Source organism: Bacillus sp. FJAT-27001, from assembly GCF_019039175.1.
In the GTDB taxonomy this organism is placed as follows: Bacteria; Bacillota; Bacilli; order Bacillales; family Bacillaceae; genus Bacillus; species Bacillus velezensis.
Genome location: NZ_JAHOAA010000007.1, coordinates 33,136 through 58,531 on the forward strand (window position 1 = coordinate 33,136; position 25,396 = coordinate 58,531).

Consider the following 25,396-nt stretch of genomic DNA (forward strand, 5'->3'; position numbering starts at 1 on the left):
TGATAAGCCAATCCCGGGTTCTTTTGATTCGTTTGAAAATGTTCTGATATAAAAAAGGCGTGCCGCGGTGTAAAATGGCTATATTGATAAATATGGAGGTTGAGATGGATCAAGATTATATGACTGAGCTTGTCTCAGTCCAGCTGAAGAAAATCCGGTCGGAGAGAGGCTACACACAGGAGAAAATGGCGGATGTGATCGGCCTTTCTAAAAAGTCGCTGGTGCAGATTGAGAAAGGGCGGGCGCTTGCGGAATGGCCGCATGTTGTGGCGGTTTGCGCGCTTTTCAGATCAAGTGAAACACTGCAATCCGTATTAGGAGATGATCCGCTGGAGGTCATTGAAACGGTTGCTCACCGCACAATTGACAGGCCGAAGGGGAAGACGATGGGCGGCAAGGTGTGGTGGAAAGCCATCGAGAAAAAAGGCGAGTTCCGCTTGCAGCAGCATTTGATTTCCCACCATTACCGCATCCTTGATTCTTATGATGATCTGTGGTTCAGCAGTTTTGAAAAGGCAGAGGCTTTGGAGCGGCTTGATGAGCTGTTTTTGGAGGCGGAAGAAGCGAAGCGCTAAGCACCTCCGGTTGATGTATTTTCTGACAAGTGGGAAAATATATATAAATTCCAGCCAAAGGAGAGATTCGAATGAAGCCTGAAGATATCGTCCGAAGCGGCCCGAATCAGTACATATGCAAGGAAGGAATCGCAAAAGAACTTCCGGGGCTGCTGGAGACATTCAGAAAACCCGTTATTGTGACCGGAATCAAATCCTATCAAGCGTTCTCCGATTACGGCGGCGGTTCTTCCTGGGATGTGATTCAGCATAAAGGATACTGTTCACCTGAGGCGGTGCGTAAGGTCTGTGAGCAGGCGGAAGACGCGGATGTGATCATCGGTATCGGAGGTGGCACGATATTGGATTTGGCAAAAGCGGCGGCAGACCGGCTTGATATTGAAGCTGTGATGGTTCCTTCCATTGCGGGGACGTGTGCGGCAAGTACGCCGTTGAGTGTCATATATGATGAGAGCGGCAATTTTATCAGAGTTGATTATCATAAGCGTTCAAGCTATTTGACGCTTGTTGATCCGCTGTTTTTGCTTTCCTCTCCCATTGAATATATGAAAAGCGGGATCGGTGATACGCTGGCGAAATGGTATGAGGCCGAGGCGGTCATCAGAAATACGGAGGAGGCGGCGCCGCTGATGGCGCAGGCGGGGCTGAGACAGGCGGAATATATCCGTAATCTGTTATTGCGTTACAGTGAAGCGGCCGTCGGAAGCATGGAGAAAGGCGAGCTGTCCGTGCCGTTCATCCATACGGCGGAAACGATCATTATGCTTGCGGGGACGGTCGGCGGGTATGGCGGCCGTTTGTGCAGGATGGCAGGGGCGCATGCGGTCCACAACGGACTCAGTTTTCTTCAGGAGACACATCAGGTGCTGCATGGCCAGAAGGTTGCTTACGGCATATTGGTGCAGCTCGCGCTTGAGAATCGAAGACCTGAGATTGAAGAGCTGCTTCCGTTTTACCGCCGGCTCGGTTTCCCCGTCAGTCTCTGTGATCTCGGCATCCTTGACAACCATGAGGAAGCCAAGCGCCGCATTGCTTCTCACGCCTGCCGGGCGGAAGAATCGTTATGCTTAATGGGGCAATATCGCGAGAAGGACGTGTCAGCTGCGATTGAATCGCTCGAATCAGCGCAAAAGACAGGATAGAGCTTGTTATCTATCTTGTCTTTATTTTTTGAATATTTCCGTTATAATGAGTGGGGTATAGAAAGGGAGGGCCAAAGGACATGTATCAGGCGAAGAAGATGTTGTTATTAGGATCAGGCGAGCTGGGGAAAGAAGTCGTCATTGAAGCGCAGCGGCTCGGGGTTGTCACTGTAGCCGTTGACAGCTATGAGCATGCTCCCGCCATGCAGGCCGCGCACAAAAGCTATGTGATTGATATGCTTGATAAAGCGCAGGTCAGAGAAGTCATTGAGAAAGAAAAACCGGACTTGATCGTGCCGGAAGTGGAAGCCATTGCGACGGATGAGCTGCTGAAGCTTGAGGAAGAAGGTTTTCACGTCATTCCGAATGCGCGTGCGGCAAAGCTGACGATGGACCGTGAAGGCATCAGACGGCTTGCGGCAGAGACGCTTCATCTTCCGACTGCCGGCTATGAATTCGCGAATACATATGAAGAATTTAAAGAAGCGGCGGAAACAATCGGCTTTCCGTGCGTGGTAAAACCGCTGATGAGCTCTTCCGGAAAAGGGCAAAGCGTGTGCCGCTCGGCTTCCGGGCTGAAAAGCTGCTGGGACATGGCGATGGAAGGCGGCCGGGTGAAAAACGGCCGGGTCATCGTTGAGGAATTCATTCCGTTTGAATCAGAAATCACTCTTCTGACAGTGCGCGCGGCGAACGGTACGTCCTTTTGCGCGCCGATCGGACATGAACAAAAAGACGGTGACTATATTGAATCATGGCAGCCTCATCATATGACGGAACAGCAGATCAAAGAGGCGAAACACATTGCGAAAAGCATAACGGACGAGCTCGGCGGATACGGTTTGTTCGGGGTGGAGCTTTTCCTTACTGAAGATAAAGTATATTTCAGCGAGGTGTCTCCCCGTCCGCATGATACGGGGCTCGTTACGCTTGTAACGCAAAATTTGTCAGAGTTTGCGCTGCATGTCCGCGCGGTATTGGGATTCCCGATTCCGGAAATCACTCAGCTGTCGCCGGGGGCAAGCCGTCCGCTGAAGGCGCCAAAAGAGCTTGCTGATTATGCGGTTGAAGGTTTGGAGAAGGCTTTGGCGGTAAAAAGCACTCAGGTCCGCGTATTCGGTAAACCCGTCACGAAAGTTGGACGCCGTATGGCGGTTGCGCTTTCTGCAGCTGAGACCGTTGAAGAAGCCAGAGAAATAGCGGCCGAAGCACTCAGTCATTTATCAATTACATAAAATGATCTTAAAAGGCGTTTTTACCGTAATGGTAAGGCGCCTTTTTTGTTTGGACAGACTATATACTGGAAAACGGGGTTGTGAGATAATGTATGAGGCCGTTTTGTGCCGGCTTTTTAATTCATGAAACTTTTTATGTCCGCAATCGTTATATGTAATGTTCTCATTTCACGGAGAAGGAAATAACAATACATCATACGGCTTTTCATTCATCAAGAACGGACAATCCGGATCGCGGCATGGAATATTGAAGCAGGGTAATCCGGAATAGAGGAATCCATGATTGCTTACCTTAATATGAACGGCGAAAAAACAAAAATCACCAGATTAGATTGTTCAAATAACACCAAATGCTGTATAATAAAAGAATTTGAATGATAGCATTGAAAGAATTTCATTTTATGTTTCCGTAAAATGGAGCCTTTATGCATACGCAGTCCGATTTGATATGGTTTTAATTGGAGGTTTGTGTAAACTGTGAATTATATACCTAGTATGATTACAATTGGAAATTTTATTTGCGGGCTCTTATCGATTCATTCCCTTTTGTATCATAATATACACTCTGCGGTGATCTTTATTTTCACCGGGATGTTTCTTGATTTCTTTGATGGTTTGGCCGCCCGTAAGCTGAACGCGGTATCGGAGATGGGAAGGGAGCTTGACTCTTTTGCTGATCTCGTGACGTTCGGCGTGGCGCCGTCCATGCTCGCTTACAGTGTTTCACTATATACGATTCCGTTCATCGGAATTTTAATCGCGCTTTCCTACAGCATCTGCGGGATGATCCGTCTTTCCAGATTTAATATTGAACAAAGCAAGCTGCCGACGTTTATCGGGATGCCGATTCCGTTTGCGGGTATGTGTCTTGTCATTTTGAGCTTTATCAATAACGCTTTTCTTCTGGGGGCGGGAACGATCGCGCTCGGTTATTTAATGGTCAGCAACATTAAATTTCCGCACTTTAAAAAACAGGCGCCTGAAAACCTGGAGAGCAGAAGATGGAATTAGTTCAGCAATTAATATCCGATTACGGATATATCGCGATTTTTCTTATGCTGACACTCGGTATTATCGGATTGCCTATTCCGGATGAAGTCATGATGACGCTTGTGGGCTACTTCGCTCATTTAAACGTGCTGAATTACGGGCTCTCCATTCTGATCAGCTTTATCGGAGCGCTCCTGGGGATGATTATCAGCTACTTCATCGGCAGAAAAGCCGGCCGGCCGTTTATTAATAAGTTCGGGAAATGGGTCGGCCTGAAGGAAAAGAGGATGGAGAAAGTAGACAGGTGGATGAAGAAGTACGGGCCGTACACCATTATTTTAGGTTATTTCATCCCCGGCATCAGACACGTGACCTGCTACTTTTCCGGAATCGGCAGAATGGAATTCAAAATCTACTTATGCTTCGCCGCCATCGGAGCGTTTTTATGGTGTTTTATTTTTATTACTATAGGAAAATTCATAGGAGTAATCAATGTTTAATACTGCCGCTAAAGTTCTTTACCGTTCATTGATTGAACTGACTAATAATCGATTGACGTCTTATCTCATTAAAAACTTCTGTGAATCGAAACTGAGCAAGCCGATGATTCCGCTGTTTTCCAAACACTATCGCATCAACTGGAATGAAACGGAACGCACGGCTTCTGACTTTGATTCATTGGCGTCATTTTTCATTCGTGATATTAATTTAAATCTCCGCCCCGTGGCAAAAGAGAAGAACGCCATCGTCAGCCCGGTGGACGGTGTCGTTCAGACGGTTGGCATGATTAAACCCAATCAAACTTTCATGGTAAAAGGGAAGGATTATTCGTTCGCCGAACTGACGGGGTTTAAAAGCGCCGATCACAAGTATAACGGCGGGTGTTTTGCCGTGCTTTACCTGAGCCCGAGACATTACCACCGCTTCCATTCTCCTGTCAGCTGCACGTATCAGAAGCTGGCCGAGCTGGGGAAACGCTCCTATCCCGTTAATACGATGGGGTTAAAGTACGGGAAAGACGTGCTCTCAAAAAATTACCGTTATGTGTACGAGCTGACCCGTGCTGACCAGCAGATGCTCATGATTCCGGTAGGTGCGATGAATATTAACTCGATCGTTCAGACAAACACCGGAAACAGGCTTGAGACGGGGGAAGAGCTGGGCTATTTTTCATTTGGATCGACCGTTATTTTAGTATTCGAGAAAGATATGTTTACCCCTTCGGATAACCTGACTGAAGGCCGTGAATTACAGGTCGGCCAGATCATCGGTTATGCGGAGTCACAGGAGGAGGCGTCCGCTTTATAAAAGCTGCTCCTCTTTTTTATATGGTGTAAGGAAGTGAATATTATGGAAGAAAAGGATTTGGCAAAGCTGATAGAACAGTACCAGCATACAGGGGATCAGCAAATTCTTGAAGCCGTGCGGGACGCATGCCGGCCTGTCGTTGAGGCGCTCATCTCAGAACTGGCTGAAGACAGCGCCGATCTTTTGCGGGCAAAAGGCCGTGACCGTTTTCCGTTTATTATCGGCAAGTATCAGACCGCGGCCGGCCTTTCGCTTGAGACCTTTTTGCGCAATACGTATCGGTTTTATTTTCAGCAGGTTTTAAAAGGCGAAGCGTGACTGGAAGAAAGAGTACGGACGGAAATGTTCATCTTTCGCCCGTTTTCCTGTATGATATAGTAGAGTGTGCGATCATTAATATAATTGAACAGGGTGTATAAATCATGGAAAAACAATATAGAGTTTTACTTTATTATAAATATGTAAAGATTGATGAGCCTGAGGAGTTCACGGCTCAGCATTTGAAGTTTTGTAAGGAGCTCGGTCTGTTAGGCCGTATTTTGATTTCTGAGGAAGGCATTAACGGTACGGTGTCCGGAACGGTTGAACAGACGGAACAATACATGAATGCGCTGAAAGCTGATCCGCGCTTTGCCGACATGCCGATCAAAATTGACGAGGCTGACGGACATGCATTCCGCAAAATGTTTGTGCGCCATAAAAAAGAATTGGTGACGCTTCGTCTCGAAGATGATGTTGATCCGAATGTCACGACGGGCAAGCATTTGAAACCGAAAGACTTTTATGAGCAAATGCAGGATCCTGACACGATCGTGATCGACGCCAGAAACGACTATGAGTATGATCTCGGTCATTTCCGCGGAGCGGTCAGACCTGATATTGAGGCGTTCCGTGAGCTGCCGGACTGGATTGAAGAGCACAAAGACATGCTTGAAGGCAAAAAAATCCTCACGTACTGCACAGGCGGCGTACGCTGTGAAAAATTTTCCGGCTGGCTGCTGAAGAAGGGCTTTGAAGACGTGTCCCAGCTTGACGGCGGTATCGTCACTTACGGTAAAGATCCTGAAGTGAAAGGGCAACTGTGGGACGGACAGTGCTACGTGTTTGACGAAAGAATCAGCGTACCGGTCAACCGCGTAGAGCACGTTATCATCGGAAAAGATTATTTCACGGGCGAGCCGTGCGAGCGTTATGTGAACTGCGCAAATCCGGCATGTAATAAAAAAATGATCTGCACACCTGAGAATGAATACAAATACATGCGCAGCTGCAGTCACGAATGCCGTACGAACGAACGTAACATGTATGTGAAAGAGCATGAAATGACTCAGGAAGAAATCAATGAACGCCTTGCTTTGATTGAACAAGAGGATCATGCGGCGATTGATTAATAGAAAAGACCACCAATAAGGTGGTCTTTTTTGTGTTTACATACTTTCTGTCCGGGCGGTCTGGTCTGCCGTGACGGGTCCTTTATATTTGAATGCTTTTTCCCACTTGGACACGACGATGCAGGCGACCGCATGGCCGGGCACGTTGACGCCGGTTCTCGCCATGTCCATGACGCGGTCGACACCGGCAATGATGGCGACACCTTCCGCGGGGAGACCGACGGCATTCGCAGTCGCCAGAAGCACGACGAGTGAGCCTGACGGGACGGCGGCAATGCCTTTGCTTGTCATGACGAGCACAAGCATCATCAGAAGCTGCTGAGAAAGCGGCATCTCCACATGAAACGCCTGCGCCAGAAAAATACAGGACACCGATAAATAGAGGCTTGAGCCGTCACAGTTCAGCGATAAACCTGACGGAACCACAAAGGAGACGACCCGCTTCGGACAGCCGTATTTCTCCATCCGATCCATCAGCTGAGGCAGAATGGTTTCTGTGCTTGTCGTGGAGAAAGCGATCAAGAATAGATCCCAAATCATTTTCAGCACTTCAAAGTACTTGATTTTAAAGATAAGCCCCACGATCGGAAACAGAACGAAGAGTATCAGGAACAGCCCGAGGAACACAGTGCCGATCAGCTTCAGCATCGGAAGCAAAAGCGCGATTCCGAATTGCCCGACAGAGGCGGCCATAAGGGCGAGAACGCCGATCGGAGCGGTGACCATTACCATTTGCGTCAGCTTGAACATAATATTTGCCGTGGATTCGAAGAAACTCATGACAGGTGCGGAGGCTTTGCCGATGCCGGCTGCGGCAACACCGAATAAAATCGCGAAAAAAATGACGGCGAGAAGATCGTTTTTCGCCATGACGTCAATGATGTTAACGGGGATAATATCAAGAAGCATTTGTTTCAGGTCGACTACTTTTTCCGTATAGCCGGAAAGCTCGTGAATATCTTTTTTAGCAAGATGAGAGAGGTTAAGTCCGACTCCCGGCTTCAGCACGTTCGCCAATAACAGACCGAGCGCCAGAACAAGCGTCGTAATCACTTCAAACCAAATAATCGTTTTGATGCCGAGACTGCCCATCTTTTTCATACTGCCGCTGCCGGCGGCTCCGATAACAATGGTCGAAAACACGATCGGCACGACAATCATTTTAATCAGGCGGATAAATCCGTCTCCGACGGGCCGCAGCGCCATCCCGAAATCCGGGAAGAAATGGCCGATCAATGCTCCGATGGCTAAAGCGATCAAAATCTGGAATGCGATAAATTTTTTCAAGCGAATCCCCCTTTTACTTGCGCATTTCATACGTAATTCGTGAAGCAGGCGGCAACCACCTTCCTATCCGCCATAAATTTGTCACATGATTGACTGTGCGAAAGAAAGGATTGCTTTACATTATGTAAGCGCAATCATTTAATATGACAGAAAGTCCTCATTGAAAAAAATGAAGGAGAATAAAATAAAGTTAGATTTTCGCTTGAAAATATCAAAAATTTTGATAATTATCCTCTTATAAGTGGTATATTTGATATGATACGGTCAACTGCATCCTCATATATCTGTGCATACACGATTCAGGCAGAGAAAACAGGCAGCTTATAAAAGACTGAAAATTTGAACAATTACAAGAAAGGTGTGCTTTTGTTGAATCAACTGATTGAAAGACGTAAGGTCACAGCAAGAAAAGAAAAACCGGACTCCGCTTCATTGGGGTTTGGCAAGTACTTCACAGATTACATGTTTGTCATGGATTACGAAGAGGAGAGAGGGTGGCATGATCCGAGAATCACCCCTTATGAACCGGTCCATCTGGATCCTTCCGCATCGGTTTTCCATTACGGGCAGGCCGTATTTGAAGGGCTGAAGGCTTACAGGTCAGAAGACGGCCGGGTATTGATGTTCCGTCCTGACCAAAATATAAAACGGCTGAATAAATCGTTACGGCGGATGAGCATGCCGCCTCTTGACGAGAAGCTGGCGCTGGAGGCATTGATACAATTAGTGGAGCTGGAGCAGGAATGGATACCGATAGAAAAAGGAACCTCTTTATATATCCGTCCGTTTGTAATTGCGACTGAGCCTTCTTTAGGCGTCCGGCCGTCAAAGCGTTACAAGTTCATGGTAGTTCTGACGCCTGTCGGTTCGTACTACGGCGATCAGCTGAAACCGATCCGTATTTATGTGGAGGATGAGTATGTGCGTGCCGTCACCGGCGGAGTGGGCGACGTCAAAACGTCCGGAAATTATGCGGCCAGCTTACAGGCTCAGCGGAAAGCCGAAGAACTGGGGTATGATCAGGTGCTTTGGCTCGACGGGGTGGAAAAGAAATATGCCGAAGAGGTAGGGAGTATGAATATCTTTTTCATCATAAACGGAGAGGCCGTAACGCCGGCGTTAAACGGAAGCATTCTCGGGGGCATCACACGCGCATCTGTGATAGAGCTGTTAAAAAGCTGGGGCATCCGCGTCAGGGAAGAACAGGTCGCCATTGAAGACATCTATGAGGCTGCGATGAGAGGCGAGGTGTCAGAGGTATTCGGTACGGGAACCGCGGCCGTCATCTCGCCGGTCGGCGCGCTGCACATTCACGGAGAAACGATTGAACTGAATAACGGTTTAATCGGTGAAGTGTCAGAAAGGCTCTATGAAACGATTGCCGGCATCCAAGTCGGGAAGGTGCGGGATTCGTTCAGATGGGTGGTTGAAGTATAAATGAAAAAAGAACCCTTGCGCTGCAGGGTTCTTTTTTTGGTTATTGGGATTTTACGGCTTGCACGCGGGCTCTGCTTTTCCGGTTTTTCAAGTAATAAGCGGTGTAGCAAACGGCCATAAATGCAATTCCGCAATAAAGGGCGATGGCCTGGTTCGGATCAAAAGCGATGCCGATACAGGAGGCGAGGCACAGGAGAAAGGCCGCTATCGGTACGGCCGGATATCCCGGCGTCCTGTATTTCAAGTCTGAAAGCTGGTGCCCTTCTGTAAGAAACCGTCTTCGGAACAAAAATTGCGATGCGGCGATGCTCATCCACACAGCCACTACCGCAAATCCTGAGACGGAGACGAGAACAAGATAGACTGTATCCGCTGCAAATACGCTTGACAACAACGACAGAATGCCGCCGATCATACTGAAGATCAGAGCGTTAAAAGGAATGCCTTTAGAGGTCAGCCTGGCAAAGGCGGGATGAAGCTCCCCTTCTTTAGACAGGGACCACAGCATGCGTGATGACGCGTACAGCCCTGAATTGGCCGCAGACAGTAGCGCCGTTAAAATGACGAAATTCATCAGATCGGCCGCATAAGGCACGCCGACTCTGTCAAATACCGTGACGAACGGGCTTTCAATCACACCGGCTTCCTTGATGGAGATCATCCCTGACAGCACAAAAATCGTTCCGATAAAGAAAAGCGCCAGCCGCCAGACTGTGGTCTTAATGGCGCGCGGAACGGTTTTTTCCGGATCGGCGCTTTCCCCTGCGGCGATTCCGATCAACTCCGTCCCTGAAAAAGCAAAGTTTACTGAAAGCATCGTCATCAGTATCGGGAAAAAGCCATTTGGAAAAAGGCTGCCGCCATCCGTAAAGTTCGACAGCATAGGTGCGGCCTCACCGCTTTTCATCGGGACGATGCCGAACATCGCCGCTCCGCCCAATAAAATAAACAGTAAGATGGCTAAGACTTTAATGCTTGAGAACCAAAACTCCGATTCAGCAAAAAATTTCACGGAGAAGGCGTTTAATAAAAAGATGAAAAGAGCGAATACCGCACTCCACATCCAAACTGAAGTATGCGGGAACCAGCGCTGCATGAAAAGCCCGGCCGCCGTGAATTCAGAGCCCAGCGCCACCGCCCACGTCAGCCAGTACAGCCATGCGACCGTAAAGCCCGTCGCGGGCCCGATATAGGTCTTCGCATAGGTGTGGAATGCGCCCGTCACCGGCATGGCCACTGACAGTTCACCGAGGCAAAGCATGACAAGATAGACGATGCCCGCGCCCAAAAGGTAAGCGAAAATGGTGCCCGCCGGACCCGCCTGATGAATGGTATACCCAGAGCTTAAAAACAGCCCCGTTCCGATCACACCTCCGAGTGATAGCATAAAGAGGTGTCTGCTTTTCATACTTCTCTGAAAATTCGTCTCGTTCTTGTTGTTCATTGTTTTCCAACTTTCTGCGAGAGCCGTTCTAATAAAAAATCTCATGCCGGCGAACGGCACGAGATTCCGGCGAACCGGCTTTTTGAATAGAATATACAAACTATTCCGATTAGTCAAGTTGTTTTTAAGGTCTTGGCCCAATCGGCAATGGCTTGGATGTCCGCGGGTTTCGTCCGGCAGCAGCCTCCGATCAGGCTCACGCCGTTTTCGTACCAGCTTTGCGCGCTTTTTCCGAAATGGTTTTCGCACGCTGCGCCTTTCCAGGTTTTTGTCACCGGGTCATATTGTTCACCGGAGTTCGGATAGGCGATAATCGGTTTGGATGCTGCCCGTTTGATTTCTTCTATCAGCGGCGGAATATGTTCGATCGGTGTGCAGTTGATGCCGATCGCTGCGATTTGGCTGCAGGAGTCAAGCAGGGCCGCGCATTCGGAAATAGGCGTGCCTTCGCTGATATGCCGCCCGTCTTTGGCGCTGAAGCTGATCCATGCATAAGTGCCGGGGAATTCCTCCAGCAGCCTTGTGATCGCTTTTGCTTCTGACAGGCACGGAATGGTCTCACAGGCCAAAAGATCGGCGCCGGATTCTATGAGGGCTTTCATCCGGGGGCGGTGAAAGCTGATCAGCTCATCCTCCGTCAGTCCGTAATGCCCGCGATATTCAGAGCCGTCAGCGAGGCTCGCGCCGTAAGGTCCGATAGAAGCGGCGATCAAAGGTTTGGGCCGGTGTAAACGGTTTTCTTCATGCGCCCAAAATTCATCGCGTGCTTGTGCGGCAAGTTCAACAGATGTCTGAATGAGACGTATCGCATCGGTTTCCGGGATGCCGCGCGCTGCAAATCCTTCGATTGTCGATTGATAACTGGCGGTGATCGCGCAATCAGCGCCGGCGGCAAAATATTCTGCATGCACCTGTTTGATCAGTTCTGGTCTCTCCAAAAGAATTTTGGCCGACCACAGATCATCATGTAAATCACAGCCCATCCGCTCAAGCTCGGTTGCCATCGCGCCGTCTATGATCATAACCGGGTATTCATTTAATATTTGTGTAATGGGATTCATAGGCCTTCCTTTCTGACTTTACTGAAAATATATAAAAAGGGTAATGGACGCTATTCTCTTTGTCAATGAACCGGCAGAAAAAAGGTGTTCAGGACGCTGCCCGAACACCTTTTGTTTAGGAAATGTGTTTGCCTTTCGCACTTTTCGCGATGTCTGAATACTCCCAGCAGTCGATCCCGTCATCATCAGGGAGTACATCTCTGTAAAAGACGGGGTCCTTTCCGGCTTTCTTTTGCCGGACATAATCGCTCAAAGCGGCAAACGCTTTTTTCGACAGAAGGAAAATCGCGATTAAGTTCACGACCACCATTAAGCCCATGAACAAGTCAGCCATATCCCACACAAGCTGGACTTTGGAAATACAGCCGAACAGTACCATTCCGAGCACGCAGATGCGGTAAATGAACAGCCATTTTTTGTTCTGGCTTAAAAATCCGATATTGGTTTCTCCGTAATAATAGTTGCCCATCAGAGCGCTGAAGCCGAACAAAAGCATTAAGACGGCAAGGAAACCTGACGCCCATGCGCCGACATGATCGCTCAAGGCGGCCTGAGAAAGCGCGATGCCGCTCAGTCCCGGCTGGTGATACGCGTCTGAAAATAAAATGATAAGCGCCGTGCTTGTACAAATGACGAGCGTATCCGTCAGGACGCCGAATGCCTGAATGAGCCCCTGTTTCACCGGGTGGCTCGTCGTAGCTGTCGCCGCCGCGTTCGGAGCGCTTCCCATACCCGCTTCATTTGAGAAAATCCCGCGTCTTACACCTTGCATCAAGGCCGCACCTAAAGCGCCGCCCGCTGCCTGATCAATGCCGAACGCATTTTTTACGATTAGCGACAGAACGCCGGGCAATTGGGTGATGTTCGTCAGAATGACAAAGAAAGCGACACCGATATATAAAACGGCCAAGACGACTACGATGTATTCCGCCATTTTCGCAATTCGTTTGACGCCGCCGAAGATTACGCCGCCGAAAACCACGATTAAAATAATGCCCAATGTAAGCCGGCTGGTGCCGAATGCGTTTTGAAAGGCGACGCTGATTGTATTGGATTGAACGGAATTAAAAACAACCCCGAATGACAGTGTGATTAATACGGCGAACAGCGCGCCCATCCAGCGTTTCTTCAGGCCCTTTTCCATGTAATAGGCCGGGCCTCCGCGGAATCCGTTTTGATCTTTTACTTTATAAATTTGGGCCAGCGTGCTTTCAACAAAGCTTGAAGCCGAACCGATGACTGCGATAATCCACATCCAGAAAATAGCGCCCGGACCGCCGAGTGCGATCGCAATGGCGATTCCGGTAATATTCCCGGTTCCGACACGCGCCGCCATACTGATGCAAAATGCCTGAAACGGGGAAATGGTGTTTTTTGTCCGGGCGGCCGCGCCTTCCTTCAAAACCCGGATCATTTCCTTCAGCATGCGGACTTGCAGACCCTTTGATCTGAAAGTAAAAAACAGTCCCAGAGAAAGAAGCAGTACGATTAACAGTTTTGACCATAAAAAATCATTTGCCGAGCCGATTACATTTTCAAGGAATTCCTGCATCCAATCACCTCTTGGTTCGTTTGATTAAAAAATACTGAGCTCCCACTCCTGTGCGATATGTTTCAGCAGCATGCCGCCGGTCAGGCTGTTGCCGTATTCATCAATGGCCGGACCGTAAATGCCGATGCCGCAGCCGTTATGAAAAGGCTGTTCTCTTCTGGCGCTTGGGGGAACCAATGCCATAATGCCGCCGGATACCCCGCTTTTGGCCGGGACGCCGACGAAAGCCGCATATTTGCCTGACGCATTGTACATTCCGCACGTCAGCATCAGGGCTTTGGCGAGTTTTGCGACATCTTTCGGAATGACCTGTTCCCGTCGGATCGGATGGTAGCCGTCATGGGCAAGTATCAATCCGATTAAAGCGATGTCCTCGGTTGTACCCTCCATGGCGCACTGCTTTAAATACACTTCAAGCGTTTCTTCCACATCCGCCTCGAGAAAGTTCGTTTCTTTTAAATAGTAGGCGAGCGCTCTGTTCCGATGCGCGGTCTGCCATTCAGAACGGAAGACCTCCTCGTGAATGTGAGGCCGTTTTCCTATTAATTTTTCAAAAACGGAAAAGAGATATTCTAATTTATCATGCGCCGTTTCACCCGGAAGCAGCGAGGCGACGGTAATGGCGCCGGCATTGATCATCGGGTTGAAGGGCTTCCCGGGTTTATGGATTTCAAGCCGGATGATAGAATTAAACGCATCACCCGTCGGTTCCACGTCCACACGATCCAGCACGTAAGAAATGCCTCTGTTCATGCAGGCGGCAATAAAGCTGATGACTTTTGAGATGCTCTGCAATGTGAACGGGACATTCCATTCACCGGCATGAATCATTGAGCCATCCGGCTCTAATATGCAAATGCCCAGCTGAGAGTCGTTGATTTCTCCGAGGGCGGGTATATAATTTGCGCTTTTTCCATTGACGGAAAACGGTCGGTAATGCTCGACCCAATCTTGTAAAAGTGAAGCCAGTTCCTCTTTTTCAAGGCGCTCTCTGACCATATCTTTCATAACATTCCTCCTCTATTGCAAGCCTGTCCGAAGCGGAACCCGGTCTTGGAAAACGTTTTCAAAAATAGCGTGTTCCATGTTAATGTATAATGACATCTACAGAATCATACAAAATACGACAAAATCATTCTTAAAATAAGCCGATAGATTTATAAATCAGCCGGAGCGTCCCGCCATTCGGGTCTAAAGAAATTTGCGGACTGTATCGGTCTTGTTCAAAATAGACAGAAGAAGGAAGTGATTATGATCAGGCTCGACTATTTACTGAAAAAAGACGGCTATCTTTTCGCCCTTATGCTGATCACCGTGCCGCTGGCGGGGGAACTGAAATTTTACCCTCTGAATGAGGTATATCGGATCAGCTTCGGCGCCCCGGCTTTTTTCTTTTTTCTGCTGCTGCTTCGGCATGTGCCGGCAGTATTGTCAGGGCTGTTGACAGGTGCAGCCGTTGTGGCATTCCGGATCGGCCTGGCGTGTTGGGGAGGAGAGCATGCCGGCTTTGCGGAGGCTTTTTTCAGCCAATATCCCAGTTTCTTTTTTTACTTTACATATGCCTGCTTGTTTTATGTGCTGAAGGTCAGGCTTTTTTGGGATCGGCCGCTGATGATCGGGTTTCTCGGTTTTCTCATTGAAATTGCGTCCGATGCCGTTGAAATGACGGTTCAGTTTTCCGGCGGCCGGCAGATTATGATGCCGGACAAGCTGGCGGATATTGCGGTTATCGCTGTTTCTCACACATTTATTGTGCTGAGTTTTTTCAACGTGATGAAGCTGCACGAATCTCAGGTCAGGGAAAAACAAACGAGAAAGCAGCATGAGCACATGCTGATGATTGTGTCCAACTTATATGAAGAAACGATTCATTTGAAAAAAACGCTGAAAACGACGGAGCATGTGACGAAAGAATCCTATCAGCTATATCGGGAAATGAGCGGGAACGACCGGGAGCTCGGGAGCCGAATGCTGCGACTTGCGGGAGAAATTCATGAAGTGAAAAAAGACAATCAGCGAATATTCGCCGGCCTGTCGAAGCTGATTTCCAATGAGAGATTCCGGGATTACATGAATGCCGCCGCTCTGGTCGGCATCGTCATCCGAATCAATGAAAAATACGCCGAATCTTTAGGAAAGGACATTCAATTCCGGAGCGTGATTGAAGGAGAGCATCCCGATTATCACGTCTTTACCGTCTTGTCGATTTTAAATAACCTGACCGCCAATGCCGTCGAAGCCATGGGTGACAGGGGTGAGATCCGCCTCGCGCTGCGCAGGGCGGAGGGGGAGATGGCCGAATTTCAGGCGGAAGATGACGGTCCCGGCATTCCGGAAAAAATCGGAGAGGTCGTTTATGATCCCGGGTTTACATCCAAATACGATGAATTCGGCACACCTTCAACGGGCATCGGGCTTACTTACGTGAAGGAAATCGTAACTGAACTTGACGGAGACATTTCCTTTCATAACAAGCCAAAAGGCGTCATATTTACGATTAAACTGCCGGTGAAGCATTTGATTGCAGAAAGGATGAACTCATAATATGCGTTTTTTTATAGCTGATGATGACCGGGCAATCCGTTCCATTTTAAAACAGATGATCGAGGACGAGGATTTAGGCGAAGTCGTCGGTGAGGCAGAGGACGGAAGCCAGATTGAAGGGCATTATCTCCATTTTAAACAAGTCGATATTTTATTAATTGATCTGCTGATGCCGGGTCGGGACGGGATTGAGACGATCCGGCATCTTCAGGGATCGTACAACGGAAAAGCGGTGATGATATCGCAGGTGGAGGCAAAGGAAATGGTGGGAGAAGCTTATTCTCTCGGCATCGAATACTTTATCCACAAACCGATCAACAAAATCGAGATCGTCACCGTTTTGCGAAAAGTAAAAGAGCGGATTGAACTGGAAACCTCGATCGGCGACATCCAACACTCGTTAAGCCGTCTTATTCAGCGGAATGAGCCGAAAAAAAGCGGGCCGGGGGGGATGCACGAGAAATCAATCAAAGAAACAGGAAAATTTCTTTTATCGGAATTAGGCATCGTGGGAGAAAGCGGGGCGCATGACCTCATGGCCGTCCTTCACTATTTATTTGAGGATGAACAGGCGGAAAGAAACATCCCGTCTTTAAAGCAGATGTTTACAAACGTCGCCATCCGGAAGCTGGGGCCTGCGGCGGCACAAGCCGAGGTTAACAGGGAAATCAAAGCCTCGGAACAGCGGATCAGAAGGGCCGTCATTCATTCGTTAAACCATTTCGCTTCATTGGGCACAACTGATTTTTCAAACCCCAAATTTGAATATTACGCCTCGAAATTCTTTGATTTCCCCGCTGTCAGCAAGAGAATGAAAGAAATGCAGGCTAAGGAAACCGTGCCGCTTTCTCCGGTTAAAGTGAATATGAAAAAATTCATTCACGTCTTCTTTTTGGAGGCGAAAGATTTACGCGAAGGATCAAAATTTGTCAGCGGAGGCAGCCGGTAAGCTGGCATTGGAAAAGATGGCAAACGTGGATAAATGACAGTTCGTACTGGCCTGATTTTTCCGCGCTGATCCATGGCTTGCACCCTCCGCATATTTTTGTAAACGAAAATCAGCATGTGACAGAATGGCAGGCCGCTTACCCTGTGGAAACGGCGAAGTTCGCGCTTCAGACGGGGCAAGAGGAGCATATGCAAATGGCGCGGGACATGCTCGGCCTGTCCGATCCGAAAGGTTATTGACTTCCGCCGGATGACAGCGTATGATACATTTTAAAATAAAAGAACGGATGAACAATGCTGAGGAAGAGTAAGTACGCATCAGCGCGCGGGGTTCAGAGAGTCGGTGGCCGCTGTGAACCGATCCCCGTCCGGTGCCGAATGGGCTTCTGAATTGCTGCGCTGAAATGACAGTAGGCGGTGCCGGGATTCTTCCCCGTTATCAAGAAAGGAGTATTGAAACCGTGTGTTTCTGTACTTTTTGAGCGAATGGCTCTTCAGCCGTTAATAAAGGTGGCACCGCGAAAACCTCGTCCTTTGATGGACGGGGTTTTTTGTATTGTTAAGGAGGTGATGGCCATGGAAAGTGACTGGAGACGGACAGACAATCAAAAAGGAGGGATATTCATGGTGATCGCAACCGACGATCTTGAGCTCACGTGTCCGCATTGTGAAGGAACCGGCGAGGAGAAAGAAGGGACGCCCTGTCCGAAGTGCGGCGCGAAGGGCGTCATATTGACCGCTCAAGGAAACACGCTGCTGCATTTTATCAGAAAGCATATTGATCAGTGAAATCAAACGAAAAAGGCCGTTATCCGGCCTTCAGGCTGTCGAGAAAATCTCGACAGCCTTTATGTTTCCCTTGTCATAAAATAAAAGAAAGACTGAAAAAAACGGTTTCTTTCTCATGTTCCACACAAGAAATTTTTCTCGAAACACAGCCGAATTCGTTCTGTTTGACCAACTCGTCGAAGAGGATCACCTTCTTCGAAAAATTGATAAATACATAGACTTCTCTTTCATCGTTGAAAAGGTCACACCTTACTGCAGCGAAAATAAAGACCGCCCCTCACTTGATCCGCTGACCTTATTCAAAATGATGTTGAAGATTGCCACATACCCAGCCAAGCAAAGCTAGGCATGCGGGAGTGCTTTTTCTGCAACTGAAATCAAATGAATATGTAAAGAAACAGCACAAAACAAAAAAGCTTGTAGAAAAAACATCGTTTTCTCTACAAGCTGCTTTTTCATTCTTCAAAATAAGGATTCACATGGATGAGCACTTCTTCAACATCTGAAAAGTGTCTTTGGATTTCATTTCGGATTTCGCGGGCAATATCGTGTCCCTGCTTAATCGTCAAATCATGATCCAAAGATAACCGGACATCAAGCAATTTATAGTGGCCGTGTTCTCTTGCTCGGATTTTATCGAGCCGTTTGACTTGAGGGCAGTGCAAAATAACGGCTTTATATTCCTCTATCAGTTCGGGATCAACACTTTTTTCCATGAGAACGTCAACAGACGGCCTGATTAATTCCATTGAAATCTTAAAAATAAGGTACGCCACGATGACACTGGCAATTGCATCGGCGTACAACAGATAGGACCATCCGCGTGTGTTCCCGATAATCGCCAATAGGACGCCGATAAAAGCGGCAAGAGAGGCAACGATATCGCCTTTATGATCGTATGCAATCGCTATAATCGCTTTACTGTTCCATTTTTCCCCTTGTTTGATCGAATAACGATATAAGATCTGCTTAGCCGCGTAGGATATCAGAGCCGCAAACAATGCGCTGTATTGCGGGATGCTTGGACCTTCAACAAAGGACGAAATCGCTTCTATCAGAATATACACGGAAACGAGCACTAATATGATTCCTACAATCGCTTCGCTGATGACCTCAGCTTTGCCATGCCCGAAAGGATGGTCTTGATCGGGCGGCTTATTAGAAATGCCGATGACGGCCAGGACAGCAATTGAAGCCGCGACATCCGCTGCAGAATGTATACCGTCGGCAAAAACTGCTTCACTATCGCCTATCAGTCCAAAAAAGATCTTTCCTGCCATTAAGATCAGATTGGCTATCAATGCAATCAAAGCAACTTTTTTGCTTATTTGTTCTCTTTCACTTGTCATTTTTTCCTCCTATAAAACTGCACAAAAAAATAGAGGCGCTTTTGATTCGCTCTCCGTATCCTTTCTTGTGTAATCACTTTGCTTATCGTACCAATTCAGTTTCGAGTGGGTCTATAGCAAGGTTGTTTCCTGTTTCCTAATAAATAAGGTGACAGAAAAAAAGTTGGAGCAGGGCTAAACAGTACACAGACAAAATGGCGCTGAATTTTAAAATGAACTGTTGACATTTGAGTATTTATCTTTTATTATTATCTCGAATTCAAGATTTTTTAATTCAAGATAATATAATTTAGAGTGCAGGATAAGAACCTGCCGATCGTTTGAATCACGAGAACGTTTCGTTTTTTGATCATATGTTATTTGATTTTTTATACTATAATATCTCGAATTCGAGATAAAGGGGGTACGAGGGAAATGGCTGAATTTGTACAGCTAGTGAATGAAAGAAGATCTGCAAGCAACTTTCTTCCAGAACATCCAATCACAAGAGATGAACTCAACGAAATGTTTGAATTGGTTGCGTTGGCTCCATCAGCTTTTAATTTGCAGCATACAAAATATGTGACGGTTCTTGACCCGGATGTAAAAGAAAAGCTGAAGCAGGCCGCAAACGGACAATATAAAGTGTTTAGCTCATCAGCTGTTCTTTTGGTTTTAGGGGATAAGCAGGCATATCAGCAAGCGGCTGACATCTATGAAGGATTGAAGATGCTGGGGGTATTAAATAAACAAGAGTATGATCACATGGTTCAAGACACCGTTTCGTTTTATGAAAACAGGGGAGAACCATTTAAGAGAGATGAGGCGATAAGAAATGCTTCACTTTCTGCGATGATGTTTATGCTGAGTGCTAAGGAAAAAGGCTGGGACACCTGTCCGATGATAGGGTTTGATGCTGAAGCCGTGAAACAGATTTTGAAGATAGATGATCAATTTGAGGTCGTCATGATGATTACAATCGGGAAAGAAAAAATAGAAAGCAGAAGGCCGCGCGGCTACCGAAAGCCTGTGAATGAGTTTGTGGAGTATATTTAACTATTTGTAAAGGAGCAAATAAAAATGGCGAAAAAAACGATGGGCATCCATCATATTACAGCAATTGTCGGTCACCCTCAAGAGAATGCTGATTTCTACGCTGGAGTGCTGGGGCTGCGATTGGTCAAGCAAACGGTCAATTTTGATGATCCGGGTACGTATCACCTTTATTTTGGGGATGAAGGCGGGAAGCCGGGAACAATCATCACATTCTTTCCGTGGGCGGGCGCCCGCCAAGGCATCATTGGAGACGGACAGGTTGGCGTGACATCTTACGCCGTGCCGAAGGGTGCCATGGCGTTTTGGGAAAAGAGACTTGAAAAGTTCAACATTCCATACACAAAAATCGAGCGTTTTGGAGAACAATATATAGAATTTGATGACCCGCATGGCCTGCATTTAGAAATCGTGGAAAGAGAAGCAGGGGAGGCCAATACGTGGACTTTCGGAGATGTAACCCCGGATGTTGCCATTAAAGGCTTTGGCGGTGCAACCCTGTTATCAGCACAGCCTGAAAAAACAGGTAAATTGCTGGAAAACATCATGGGGCTTGAGCGAGTCGGTAAAGAAGGAGACTTCGTTCGTTATCGTTCTGCCGGTGATATCGGAAATGTGATTGACCTTAAGTTAACGCCTATCGGCCGCGGGCAAATGGGTATCGGCACGGTCCATCACATCGCTTGGCGGGCTCAGGATGACGAAGATCAATTAGATTGGCAAAGGTTCATTGCTGCGCACGGATATGGTGTGACTCCTGTTCAGGATAGAAACTATTTTAATGCGGTTTACTTCAGAGAACATGGGGAAATCTTATTTGAGATCGCAACTGATCCGCCGGGCTTTGCCCATGATGAGTCACAAGAAACAATGGGCGGAAAACTGATGCTCCCTGAGCAGTATGAACCGCACCGGGCACAAATTGAACAAGGGCTGCTGCCGTTTGAAGTGAGAGAATTAGATTGATTGATAGATGAACGTGAAGCATGAAGAAAAATAACAAGACATACATTTAACAGATGTTTGCTGGAAGTGACTGTTGGTAAACAGCTGCCTTGCAGACATCATATAATATGAAAAATAAGGAGAGATAACAATGGAAGATGCAGGACTATTACTTATTCGAATCATGATTGGTGTGGTGTTTCTGTTTTATGGATCACAAAAATTATTCGGCTGGTTTGGCGGATACGGAATTAAAGGAACCGGACGATGGTTCGAGTCAATTGGAGTTAAACCAGGTAATGCCGCGGCCGCTTTATCAGGTCTCGGGGAACTCGCAAGCGGAATTCTATTTATTTTAGGTGTTTTCCTCCCGCTCGGAGCTGCTATTATAACGATTATTATGTTAGGTGCCATCGTAAAAGTCCATGGAGCGAAAGGATTTGCCAACGGTGGCGGCGGTTTTGAATATAACTTGGTGCTGATTGCAGTCTCCATCGGAGTTGCACTCATCGGTTCAGGAGCTTACGCTTTGCATTTTTAATATAAGTATCTAAGAACAGTTACTGAAAAACGGTAACTGTTCTTTTATTTTTCAAGCACAACGTTCAGGTGCTCTGAATAGCAAAAAAGCGGATATGTTCAATATAAATGTGTATAGTGAATGTAGAAGTATTGATGAGCTTGGTCATGAAAGACGAGCCGATTTGGAGGAGGGTTTTGTTGAAAGAGATGGCAGAATTACATTCATTAGATTCTATCGAGAATTTTATTAAACAGCATCAATTCAGTTTTATCTACATTTCAAGACCCGCCTGTACAGTATGTCACGCTGTTCTGCCGCAGCTCAGAAAAGTATTGGATCAGTTTCCGAATATCAAATTGGGGCATATCAATGCTGACGAGGTAGAAGAGGTGGCCGGCAGATTTTCAGTCTTCACTGTTCCCGTGCTTCTTTTGTTCATTGATGGGACTGAGTTTCTGAGAGAAGCCCGCTTTGTTCATTTTGAACAGCTCGAAGAAAGGCTGAAAAGGGTTTATCAGTTATATCAAGATGTATAAAGCGTTTATACTTTACAAATAAAAAGCCCCCTTTAAAGGGGCTTTTATCCGGCCTTTTTTACGTTATTCGGACCGGGGTTCTAAAAAACGGGACCCGCCCAAGTCTTTTCTCATCAGATAGATATGGAAAAAATATTCTCCGACGGCGATGATGACGGCGGAAATAAGAGCGGCAAACGCCAGTCTTCCTCCGGAAATGCCCATGGACAGCGGCATTCCCATCAGCCAGACAACAAGAAACGCGATTCCAAAATCAGCGGACGCCGCCGTGATGTTATTCCATCTCGGCAGCACGTACAGGTCGCCCGTAAAGTAAGAAACGGCTCCCAGCACAATGGTCATCAGCAGCACGTCGCCGAATGTAAAGCGAAAACCTAAGCCGAGTATCAGATACAGAATAATGATGGTCATAATGCCTTTGATGGCAAGCGCTTTAATGTGTTCCATGCGAATTCCTCCTTATGGAAATCATGTTAGTATGTTTCCTCATAACGTGAAATATAAACCCTTTTTTCGTGAACATTTGTTTTCTGGCTTTTGTCTGTCATCACTGGGCCGCGGCTGAATATGATGAAGGGAGAAAATACGGGAGGTGTCATGATGGCAGTCGTAAAAGCGTCGAGCGCCGATCTGGATCTAATGGCAAGGCTGCTCAGGGCGGAAGCGGAAGGCGAAGGGAAGCAGGGAATGCTTTTGGTCGGCAATGTGGGAATCAATCGGGTGCGGGCGAATTGTTCTGATTTTAAAGGCCTGCGCACCATCAGGCAGATGGTGTTTCAGCCGCACGCGTTTGAAGCGGTGACTCACGGATACTTTTACCAGAGACCGCGTGAATCCGAGCGGAGGCTTGCCCGCCGGACGATTAACGGAGAACGGTTTTGGCCGGCTAAGTTCAGTCTGTGGTATTTTAAGCCGCCGGGAAACTGCCCGCCGACTTGGTATAATCAGCCGTTTGTCGCGAGATTCAAATCCCACTGCTTCTATCAGCCGACAGGTGAAACGTGCGAAAACGTGTACAATACATTTTAATCCCGGGCGCACCGTTCTGAGAATGAACGGTGTTTTTTTAATTTCTTGTGAAGAAAAATAGGAAAAAAGTTCGCTTGACGGATGACAAGCCAAAAAGAAACAGAGGGGGTTTTCTCCCGGCGGGGCAAGGTTTGTCGAAACAATGTGAAAAATGTCTCCCGCCGTCCATTTTTCAGCCTTACAAACCCTTCACACTTCTTCATAGCGGTTTAACATTTCTTTTTTATAATAAGGGCGATCAATGAGACGAAAGGGGAACTGACATGACACATGACGGCCGTTTAGATGAATGGATCAAGGAATTGGAGAACAAAAGCTTTCAGAACAATACGTTTGACCGCCGCGCATTTATACAGGGCGCCGGGAAAATCGCCGGTCTTTCCCTCGGGTTAGCGATCGCGCAATCCATCGGCGCGTTTGAAGTGAATGCCGCTCCGAAATTTTCAAACTATCCGTTCACCCTCGGCGTAGCTTCCGGCGACCCGCTGTCTGACAGCGTCATTCTCTGGACGCGTCTTGCCCCTGACCCGCTGAATGGGGGCGGCATGCCGAAGCAGGCCGTGCCGGTAAAATGGGAAATCGCCGCTGATGAACATTTTCGTCACATCGTCAAACGCGGAACGGAAATGGCCAAGCCGAATCTCGGACACTCCGTCCATGTCGAGGCGGACGGGCTCAAGCCCAATAAAGTGTACTATTACCGGTTTAAAAGCGGGCATGAGCTCAGTCCCGTCGGCCGGACGAAAACGCTGCCCGCTCCCGGTGCTGACGTATCCGCCATGACGTTTGCATTTGCCTCATGCCAGCAGTATGAACACGGCTATTATACGGCGTATAAACATATGGCGAAGGAAAAGCTTGATCTCGTGTTCCATCTCGGAGATTACATTTATGAATACGGACCGAACGAATATGTGTCAAAAACGGGAAATGTCAGGACGCACAGCAGCGCTGAAGTGTATACACTGTCAGATTACCGCAACCGTCATGCCCAATACCGCTCTGATGCCAATCTGAAAGCCGCCCACGCCGCATTTCCGTGGGTCGTGACGTGGGACGATCATGAGGTGGAAAACAATTATGCCAATATTATCCCTGAAAAAGGCCAATCCGTTGAAGCGTTTGTGCTCAGGAGGGCCGCAGCTTATCAGGCTTATTATGAACACATGCCGCTCAGGCGCATGTCATTGCCGAACGGTCCTGATATGCGGCTGTACAGGCAATTTTCTTATGGCAATTTAGCATCGTTCAATGTGCTTGATACAAGACAGTACAGAGATGATCAGGCCAACGGCGACGGGAATAAGCCGCCTTCTGATGAGTGGAGAGATCCGAAGCGTACATTGATGGGGACAGAACAGGAGCAATGGCTCTTCGGAAATTTAGCCGCCTCAAAAGCGAAGTGGAATGTGCTGGCGCAGCAAATCTTTTTCGCGCAATGGAATTTCGGAACAACCGCCAATCCGATATACAGCATGGATTCATGGGACGGCTACCCGGCTCAGCGGGAGCGGGTCATCAATTTTATAAAAAGCAAAAACCTGAACAATGTCATCGTGCTGACGGGTGATGTTCACGCAAGCTGGGCGTCAAACCTGCATACCGATTTTAATCAAACGAATTCAAAGATTTTCGGAGCCGAATTCGTCGGGACCTCCATTACATCTGGAGGAAACGGGGCGGATAAACGGGCCGATACGGATCAGATCTTAAAACAAAACCCGCATATTAAGTTTTTCAACGATTACCGCGGCTATGTCCGCTGTACGGTGACCCCTGCCCAATGGAGAGCGGATTACAGAGTGGTGCCGTACGTGACGGAGCCGGGGGCTGAGGTATTCACGCGGGCTTCATTCATTTATCAGAAAGACCAGACGGGGATTCGGAAGGTCTCTCAAGCTGCGGTTGCAGGCGGTTTAAAGCAGTCAAACGAGGTGGAAGAGGATCGTTTCTTCGCCCATAACAATGCGCATGAAAAGCAAATGAGAAAGAAACGGGCCAAAATCTCACAATAAGGAGGCACACTCATGTTTTCTAATATCGGCATTCCCGGGTTGATCCTGATCTTCGTCATCGCTCTCATCATTTTCGGGCCTTCAAAGCTTCCGGAAATCGGCCGTGCCGCCGGCCGCACGCTGCTTGAATTTAAAAGCGCCGCAAAAACACTGGTCTCAAATGAAGAGCCGGACAAGCAGACGGCTGAGAAAGACAAAACGGCAGGCTGAATCCTGACATGGGGGCAGACGAATCCGCTTCTGCCTCTTTCTCTATAAGGAGGA

Annotated in this window: 26 protein-coding genes, 2 pseudogenes and 1 other annotated feature; of the genes and pseudogenes, 21 read left to right on the plus strand and 7 right to left on the minus strand. The window is 47.7% G+C overall.

The genetic code is table 11. The annotated features are described in order from the left end of the window. The first annotated feature begins 104 nt into the window (after positions 1 to 104). From BGM27_RS17445 to trhO, 8 genes are all read left to right on the plus strand, one after another. Positions 105 to 575: a helix-turn-helix transcriptional regulator gene (locus BGM27_RS17445; RefSeq protein WP_003156718.1), complete on the plus strand. Its 471-nt coding sequence runs from the start codon at positions 105 to 107 to the stop codon at positions 573 to 575. A 71-nt stretch (positions 576 to 646) separates the two neighbouring features. Beyond that, on the plus strand, positions 647 to 1,717 hold the full coding sequence (locus tag BGM27_RS17450) for an iron-containing alcohol dehydrogenase family protein (protein ID WP_007409000.1): 1,071 nt from the start codon (positions 647 to 649) through the stop codon (positions 1,715 to 1,717). An 80-nt stretch (positions 1,718 to 1,797) separates the two neighbouring features. After that, on the plus strand, positions 1,798 to 2,952 hold the full coding sequence (purT, locus tag BGM27_RS17455) for a phosphoribosylglycinamide formyltransferase 2 (protein WP_007409001.1): 1,155 nt from the start codon (positions 1,798 to 1,800) through the stop codon (positions 2,950 to 2,952). A gap of 477 nt (positions 2,953 to 3,429) precedes the next feature. Beyond that, positions 3,430 to 3,963: a CDP-diacylglycerol--serine O-phosphatidyltransferase gene (pssA, locus tag BGM27_RS17460; protein WP_007409002.1), complete on the plus strand. Its 534-nt coding sequence runs from the start codon at positions 3,430 to 3,432 to the stop codon at positions 3,961 to 3,963. After that, the gene (locus BGM27_RS17465; protein ID WP_217031321.1) at positions 3,954 to 4,442 is read left to right on the plus strand and encodes a DedA family protein; all 489 of its coding nucleotides are present in this window, start codon (positions 3,954 to 3,956) and stop codon (positions 4,440 to 4,442) included. Before pssA ends, BGM27_RS17465 begins: the two co-directional genes overlap by 10 nt. Continuing rightward, positions 4,435 to 5,250 carry a phosphatidylserine decarboxylase gene (locus BGM27_RS17470; RefSeq protein ID WP_007409003.1) on the plus strand — a complete coding sequence of 272 codons (816 nt, stop codon included), beginning with the start codon at positions 4,435 to 4,437 and terminating at the stop codon, positions 5,248 to 5,250. Before BGM27_RS17465 ends, BGM27_RS17470 begins: the two co-directional genes overlap by 8 nt. Before the next feature lie 42 nt (positions 5,251 to 5,292). Then, positions 5,293 to 5,568: a hypothetical protein gene (locus BGM27_RS17475; RefSeq protein ID WP_007409004.1), complete on the plus strand. Its 276-nt coding sequence runs from the start codon at positions 5,293 to 5,295 to the stop codon at positions 5,566 to 5,568. A 104-nt stretch (positions 5,569 to 5,672) separates the two neighbouring features. After that, complete coding sequence (gene trhO, locus BGM27_RS17480; RefSeq protein WP_007409005.1) at positions 5,673 to 6,641, plus strand: oxygen-dependent tRNA uridine(34) hydroxylase TrhO; 969 nt, start codon at positions 5,673 to 5,675, stop codon at positions 6,639 to 6,641. A 36-nt stretch (positions 6,642 to 6,677) separates the two neighbouring features. On the opposite strand, the gene gltP is transcribed toward trhO, so the two are convergent. Continuing rightward, positions 6,678 to 7,928 (minus strand): glutamate-aspartate/proton symporter GltP, encoded by a 1,251-nt coding sequence (gltP, locus tag BGM27_RS17485; protein WP_007409006.1) that lies wholly within the window; start codon positions 7,926 to 7,928, stop codon positions 6,678 to 6,680. Between the two features lie 369 nt (positions 7,929 to 8,297). On the opposite strand from gltP, the gene BGM27_RS17490 reads away from it, so the two are divergent. After that, the gene (locus BGM27_RS17490) at positions 8,298 to 9,365 is read left to right on the plus strand and encodes a branched-chain amino acid aminotransferase (RefSeq protein ID WP_007409007.1); all 1,068 of its coding nucleotides are present in this window, start codon (positions 8,298 to 8,300) and stop codon (positions 9,363 to 9,365) included. Positions 9,366 to 9,405: 40 nt separating this feature from the next. Here the strand turns inward: BGM27_RS17490 and BGM27_RS17495 are convergent, their stop codons facing one another. The 4 genes from BGM27_RS17495 to BGM27_RS17510 form a co-directional block, all read right to left on the minus strand. Further along, complete coding sequence (locus tag BGM27_RS17495) at positions 9,406 to 10,809, minus strand: amino acid permease (protein WP_161620106.1); 1,404 nt, start codon at positions 10,807 to 10,809, stop codon at positions 9,406 to 9,408. 113 nt (positions 10,810 to 10,922) lie between these two features. Continuing rightward, positions 10,923 to 11,870, minus strand: a complete 948-nt coding sequence (gene mmuM / locus BGM27_RS17500) for a homocysteine S-methyltransferase (protein ID WP_007409009.1) — start codon at positions 11,868 to 11,870, stop codon at positions 10,923 to 10,925. Positions 11,871 to 11,985: 115 nt separating this feature from the next. After that, positions 11,986 to 13,422 carry an alanine/glycine:cation symporter family protein gene (locus BGM27_RS17505; RefSeq protein ID WP_007409010.1) on the minus strand — a complete coding sequence of 479 codons (1,437 nt, stop codon included), beginning with the start codon at positions 13,420 to 13,422 and terminating at the stop codon, positions 11,986 to 11,988. Positions 13,423 to 13,446: 24 nt separating this feature from the next. After that, positions 13,447 to 14,430, minus strand: coding sequence for a glutaminase (locus BGM27_RS17510; RefSeq protein ID WP_007409011.1), 984 nt, complete (start codon positions 14,428 to 14,430; stop codon positions 13,447 to 13,449). A 243-nt stretch (positions 14,431 to 14,673) separates the two neighbouring features. On the opposite strand from BGM27_RS17510, the gene glnK reads away from it, so the two are divergent. From glnK to BGM27_RS20630, 5 genes and pseudogenes are all read left to right on the plus strand, one after another. Continuing rightward, positions 14,674 to 15,966 (plus strand): two-component system sensor histidine kinase GlnK, encoded by a 1,293-nt coding sequence (gene glnK / locus BGM27_RS17515; protein ID WP_020953871.1) that lies wholly within the window; start codon positions 14,674 to 14,676, stop codon positions 15,964 to 15,966. A 1-nt stretch (position 15,967) separates the two neighbouring features. After that, positions 15,968 to 16,915, plus strand: a complete 948-nt coding sequence (glnL, locus tag BGM27_RS17520; protein WP_007409014.1) for a glutamine utilization two-component system response regulator GlnL — start codon at positions 15,968 to 15,970, stop codon at positions 16,913 to 16,915. Between the two features lie 8 nt (positions 16,916 to 16,923). Further along, a pseudogene (locus tag BGM27_RS17525) lies at positions 16,924 to 17,154 on the plus strand (hypothetical protein); the annotation flags it as partial. A gap of 48 nt (positions 17,155 to 17,202) precedes the next feature. Next, positions 17,203 to 17,452: a binding site (T-box leader), on the plus strand. A gap of 86 nt (positions 17,453 to 17,538) precedes the next feature. Next, a complete protein-coding gene (locus BGM27_RS17530; protein WP_007409016.1) occupies positions 17,539 to 17,703 on the plus strand; it encodes a tryptophan RNA-binding attenuator protein inhibitory protein in 165 nt (54 codons plus the stop codon). A gap of 115 nt (positions 17,704 to 17,818) precedes the next feature. Continuing rightward, positions 17,819 to 18,013: pseudogene (locus BGM27_RS20630) on the plus strand (transposase); the annotation flags it as partial. 145 nt (positions 18,014 to 18,158) lie between these two features. Here BGM27_RS20630 and BGM27_RS17535 read toward each other — a convergent pair. Beyond that, entirely contained in the window at positions 18,159 to 19,052 is an 894-nt protein-coding gene (locus BGM27_RS17535; RefSeq protein WP_007409018.1) for a cation diffusion facilitator family transporter, read from the minus strand. 414 nt (positions 19,053 to 19,466) lie between these two features. Here BGM27_RS17535 and BGM27_RS17540 point away from each other — a divergent pair, with 414 nt between their 5' ends. The 4 genes from BGM27_RS17540 (at position 19,467) to BGM27_RS17555 (ending at position 22,088) form a co-directional block, all read left to right on the plus strand. Continuing rightward, entirely contained in the window at positions 19,467 to 20,087 is a 621-nt protein-coding gene (locus tag BGM27_RS17540) for a nitroreductase family protein (RefSeq protein ID WP_007409019.1), read from the plus strand. Between the two features lie 24 nt (positions 20,088 to 20,111). After that, positions 20,112 to 21,050, plus strand: a complete 939-nt coding sequence (locus BGM27_RS17545) for a ring-cleaving dioxygenase (RefSeq protein WP_007409020.1) — start codon at positions 20,112 to 20,114, stop codon at positions 21,048 to 21,050. A gap of 130 nt (positions 21,051 to 21,180) precedes the next feature. After that, positions 21,181 to 21,570: a DoxX family protein gene (locus tag BGM27_RS17550; protein WP_007409021.1), complete on the plus strand. Its 390-nt coding sequence runs from the start codon at positions 21,181 to 21,183 to the stop codon at positions 21,568 to 21,570. A 179-nt stretch (positions 21,571 to 21,749) separates the two neighbouring features. Further along, positions 21,750 to 22,088: a thioredoxin family protein gene (locus tag BGM27_RS17555; RefSeq protein WP_007409022.1), complete on the plus strand. Its 339-nt coding sequence runs from the start codon at positions 21,750 to 21,752 to the stop codon at positions 22,086 to 22,088. A gap of 63 nt (positions 22,089 to 22,151) precedes the next feature. Here BGM27_RS17555 and BGM27_RS17560 read toward each other — a convergent pair whose 3' ends face one another. Then, positions 22,152 to 22,535: a DUF2512 family protein gene (locus tag BGM27_RS17560; protein WP_003156684.1), complete on the minus strand. Its 384-nt coding sequence runs from the start codon at positions 22,533 to 22,535 to the stop codon at positions 22,152 to 22,154. 153 nt (positions 22,536 to 22,688) lie between these two features. On the opposite strand from BGM27_RS17560, the gene BGM27_RS17565 reads away from it, so the two are divergent. From BGM27_RS17565 to BGM27_RS17575, 3 genes are all read left to right on the plus strand, one after another. Next, entirely contained in the window at positions 22,689 to 23,117 is a 429-nt protein-coding gene (locus BGM27_RS17565) for a cell wall hydrolase (protein ID WP_007409023.1), read from the plus strand. Positions 23,118 to 23,380: 263 nt separating this feature from the next. Continuing rightward, positions 23,381 to 25,132 carry an alkaline phosphatase D family protein gene (locus BGM27_RS17570; protein ID WP_007409025.1) on the plus strand — a complete coding sequence of 584 codons (1,752 nt, stop codon included), beginning with the start codon at positions 23,381 to 23,383 and terminating at the stop codon, positions 25,130 to 25,132. A 12-nt stretch (positions 25,133 to 25,144) separates the two neighbouring features. Further along, positions 25,145 to 25,342, plus strand: a complete 198-nt coding sequence (locus BGM27_RS17575) for a twin-arginine translocase TatA/TatE family subunit (RefSeq protein WP_003156681.1) — start codon at positions 25,145 to 25,147, stop codon at positions 25,340 to 25,342. The last annotated feature ends 54 nt before the right edge of the window (positions 25,343 to 25,396 follow it).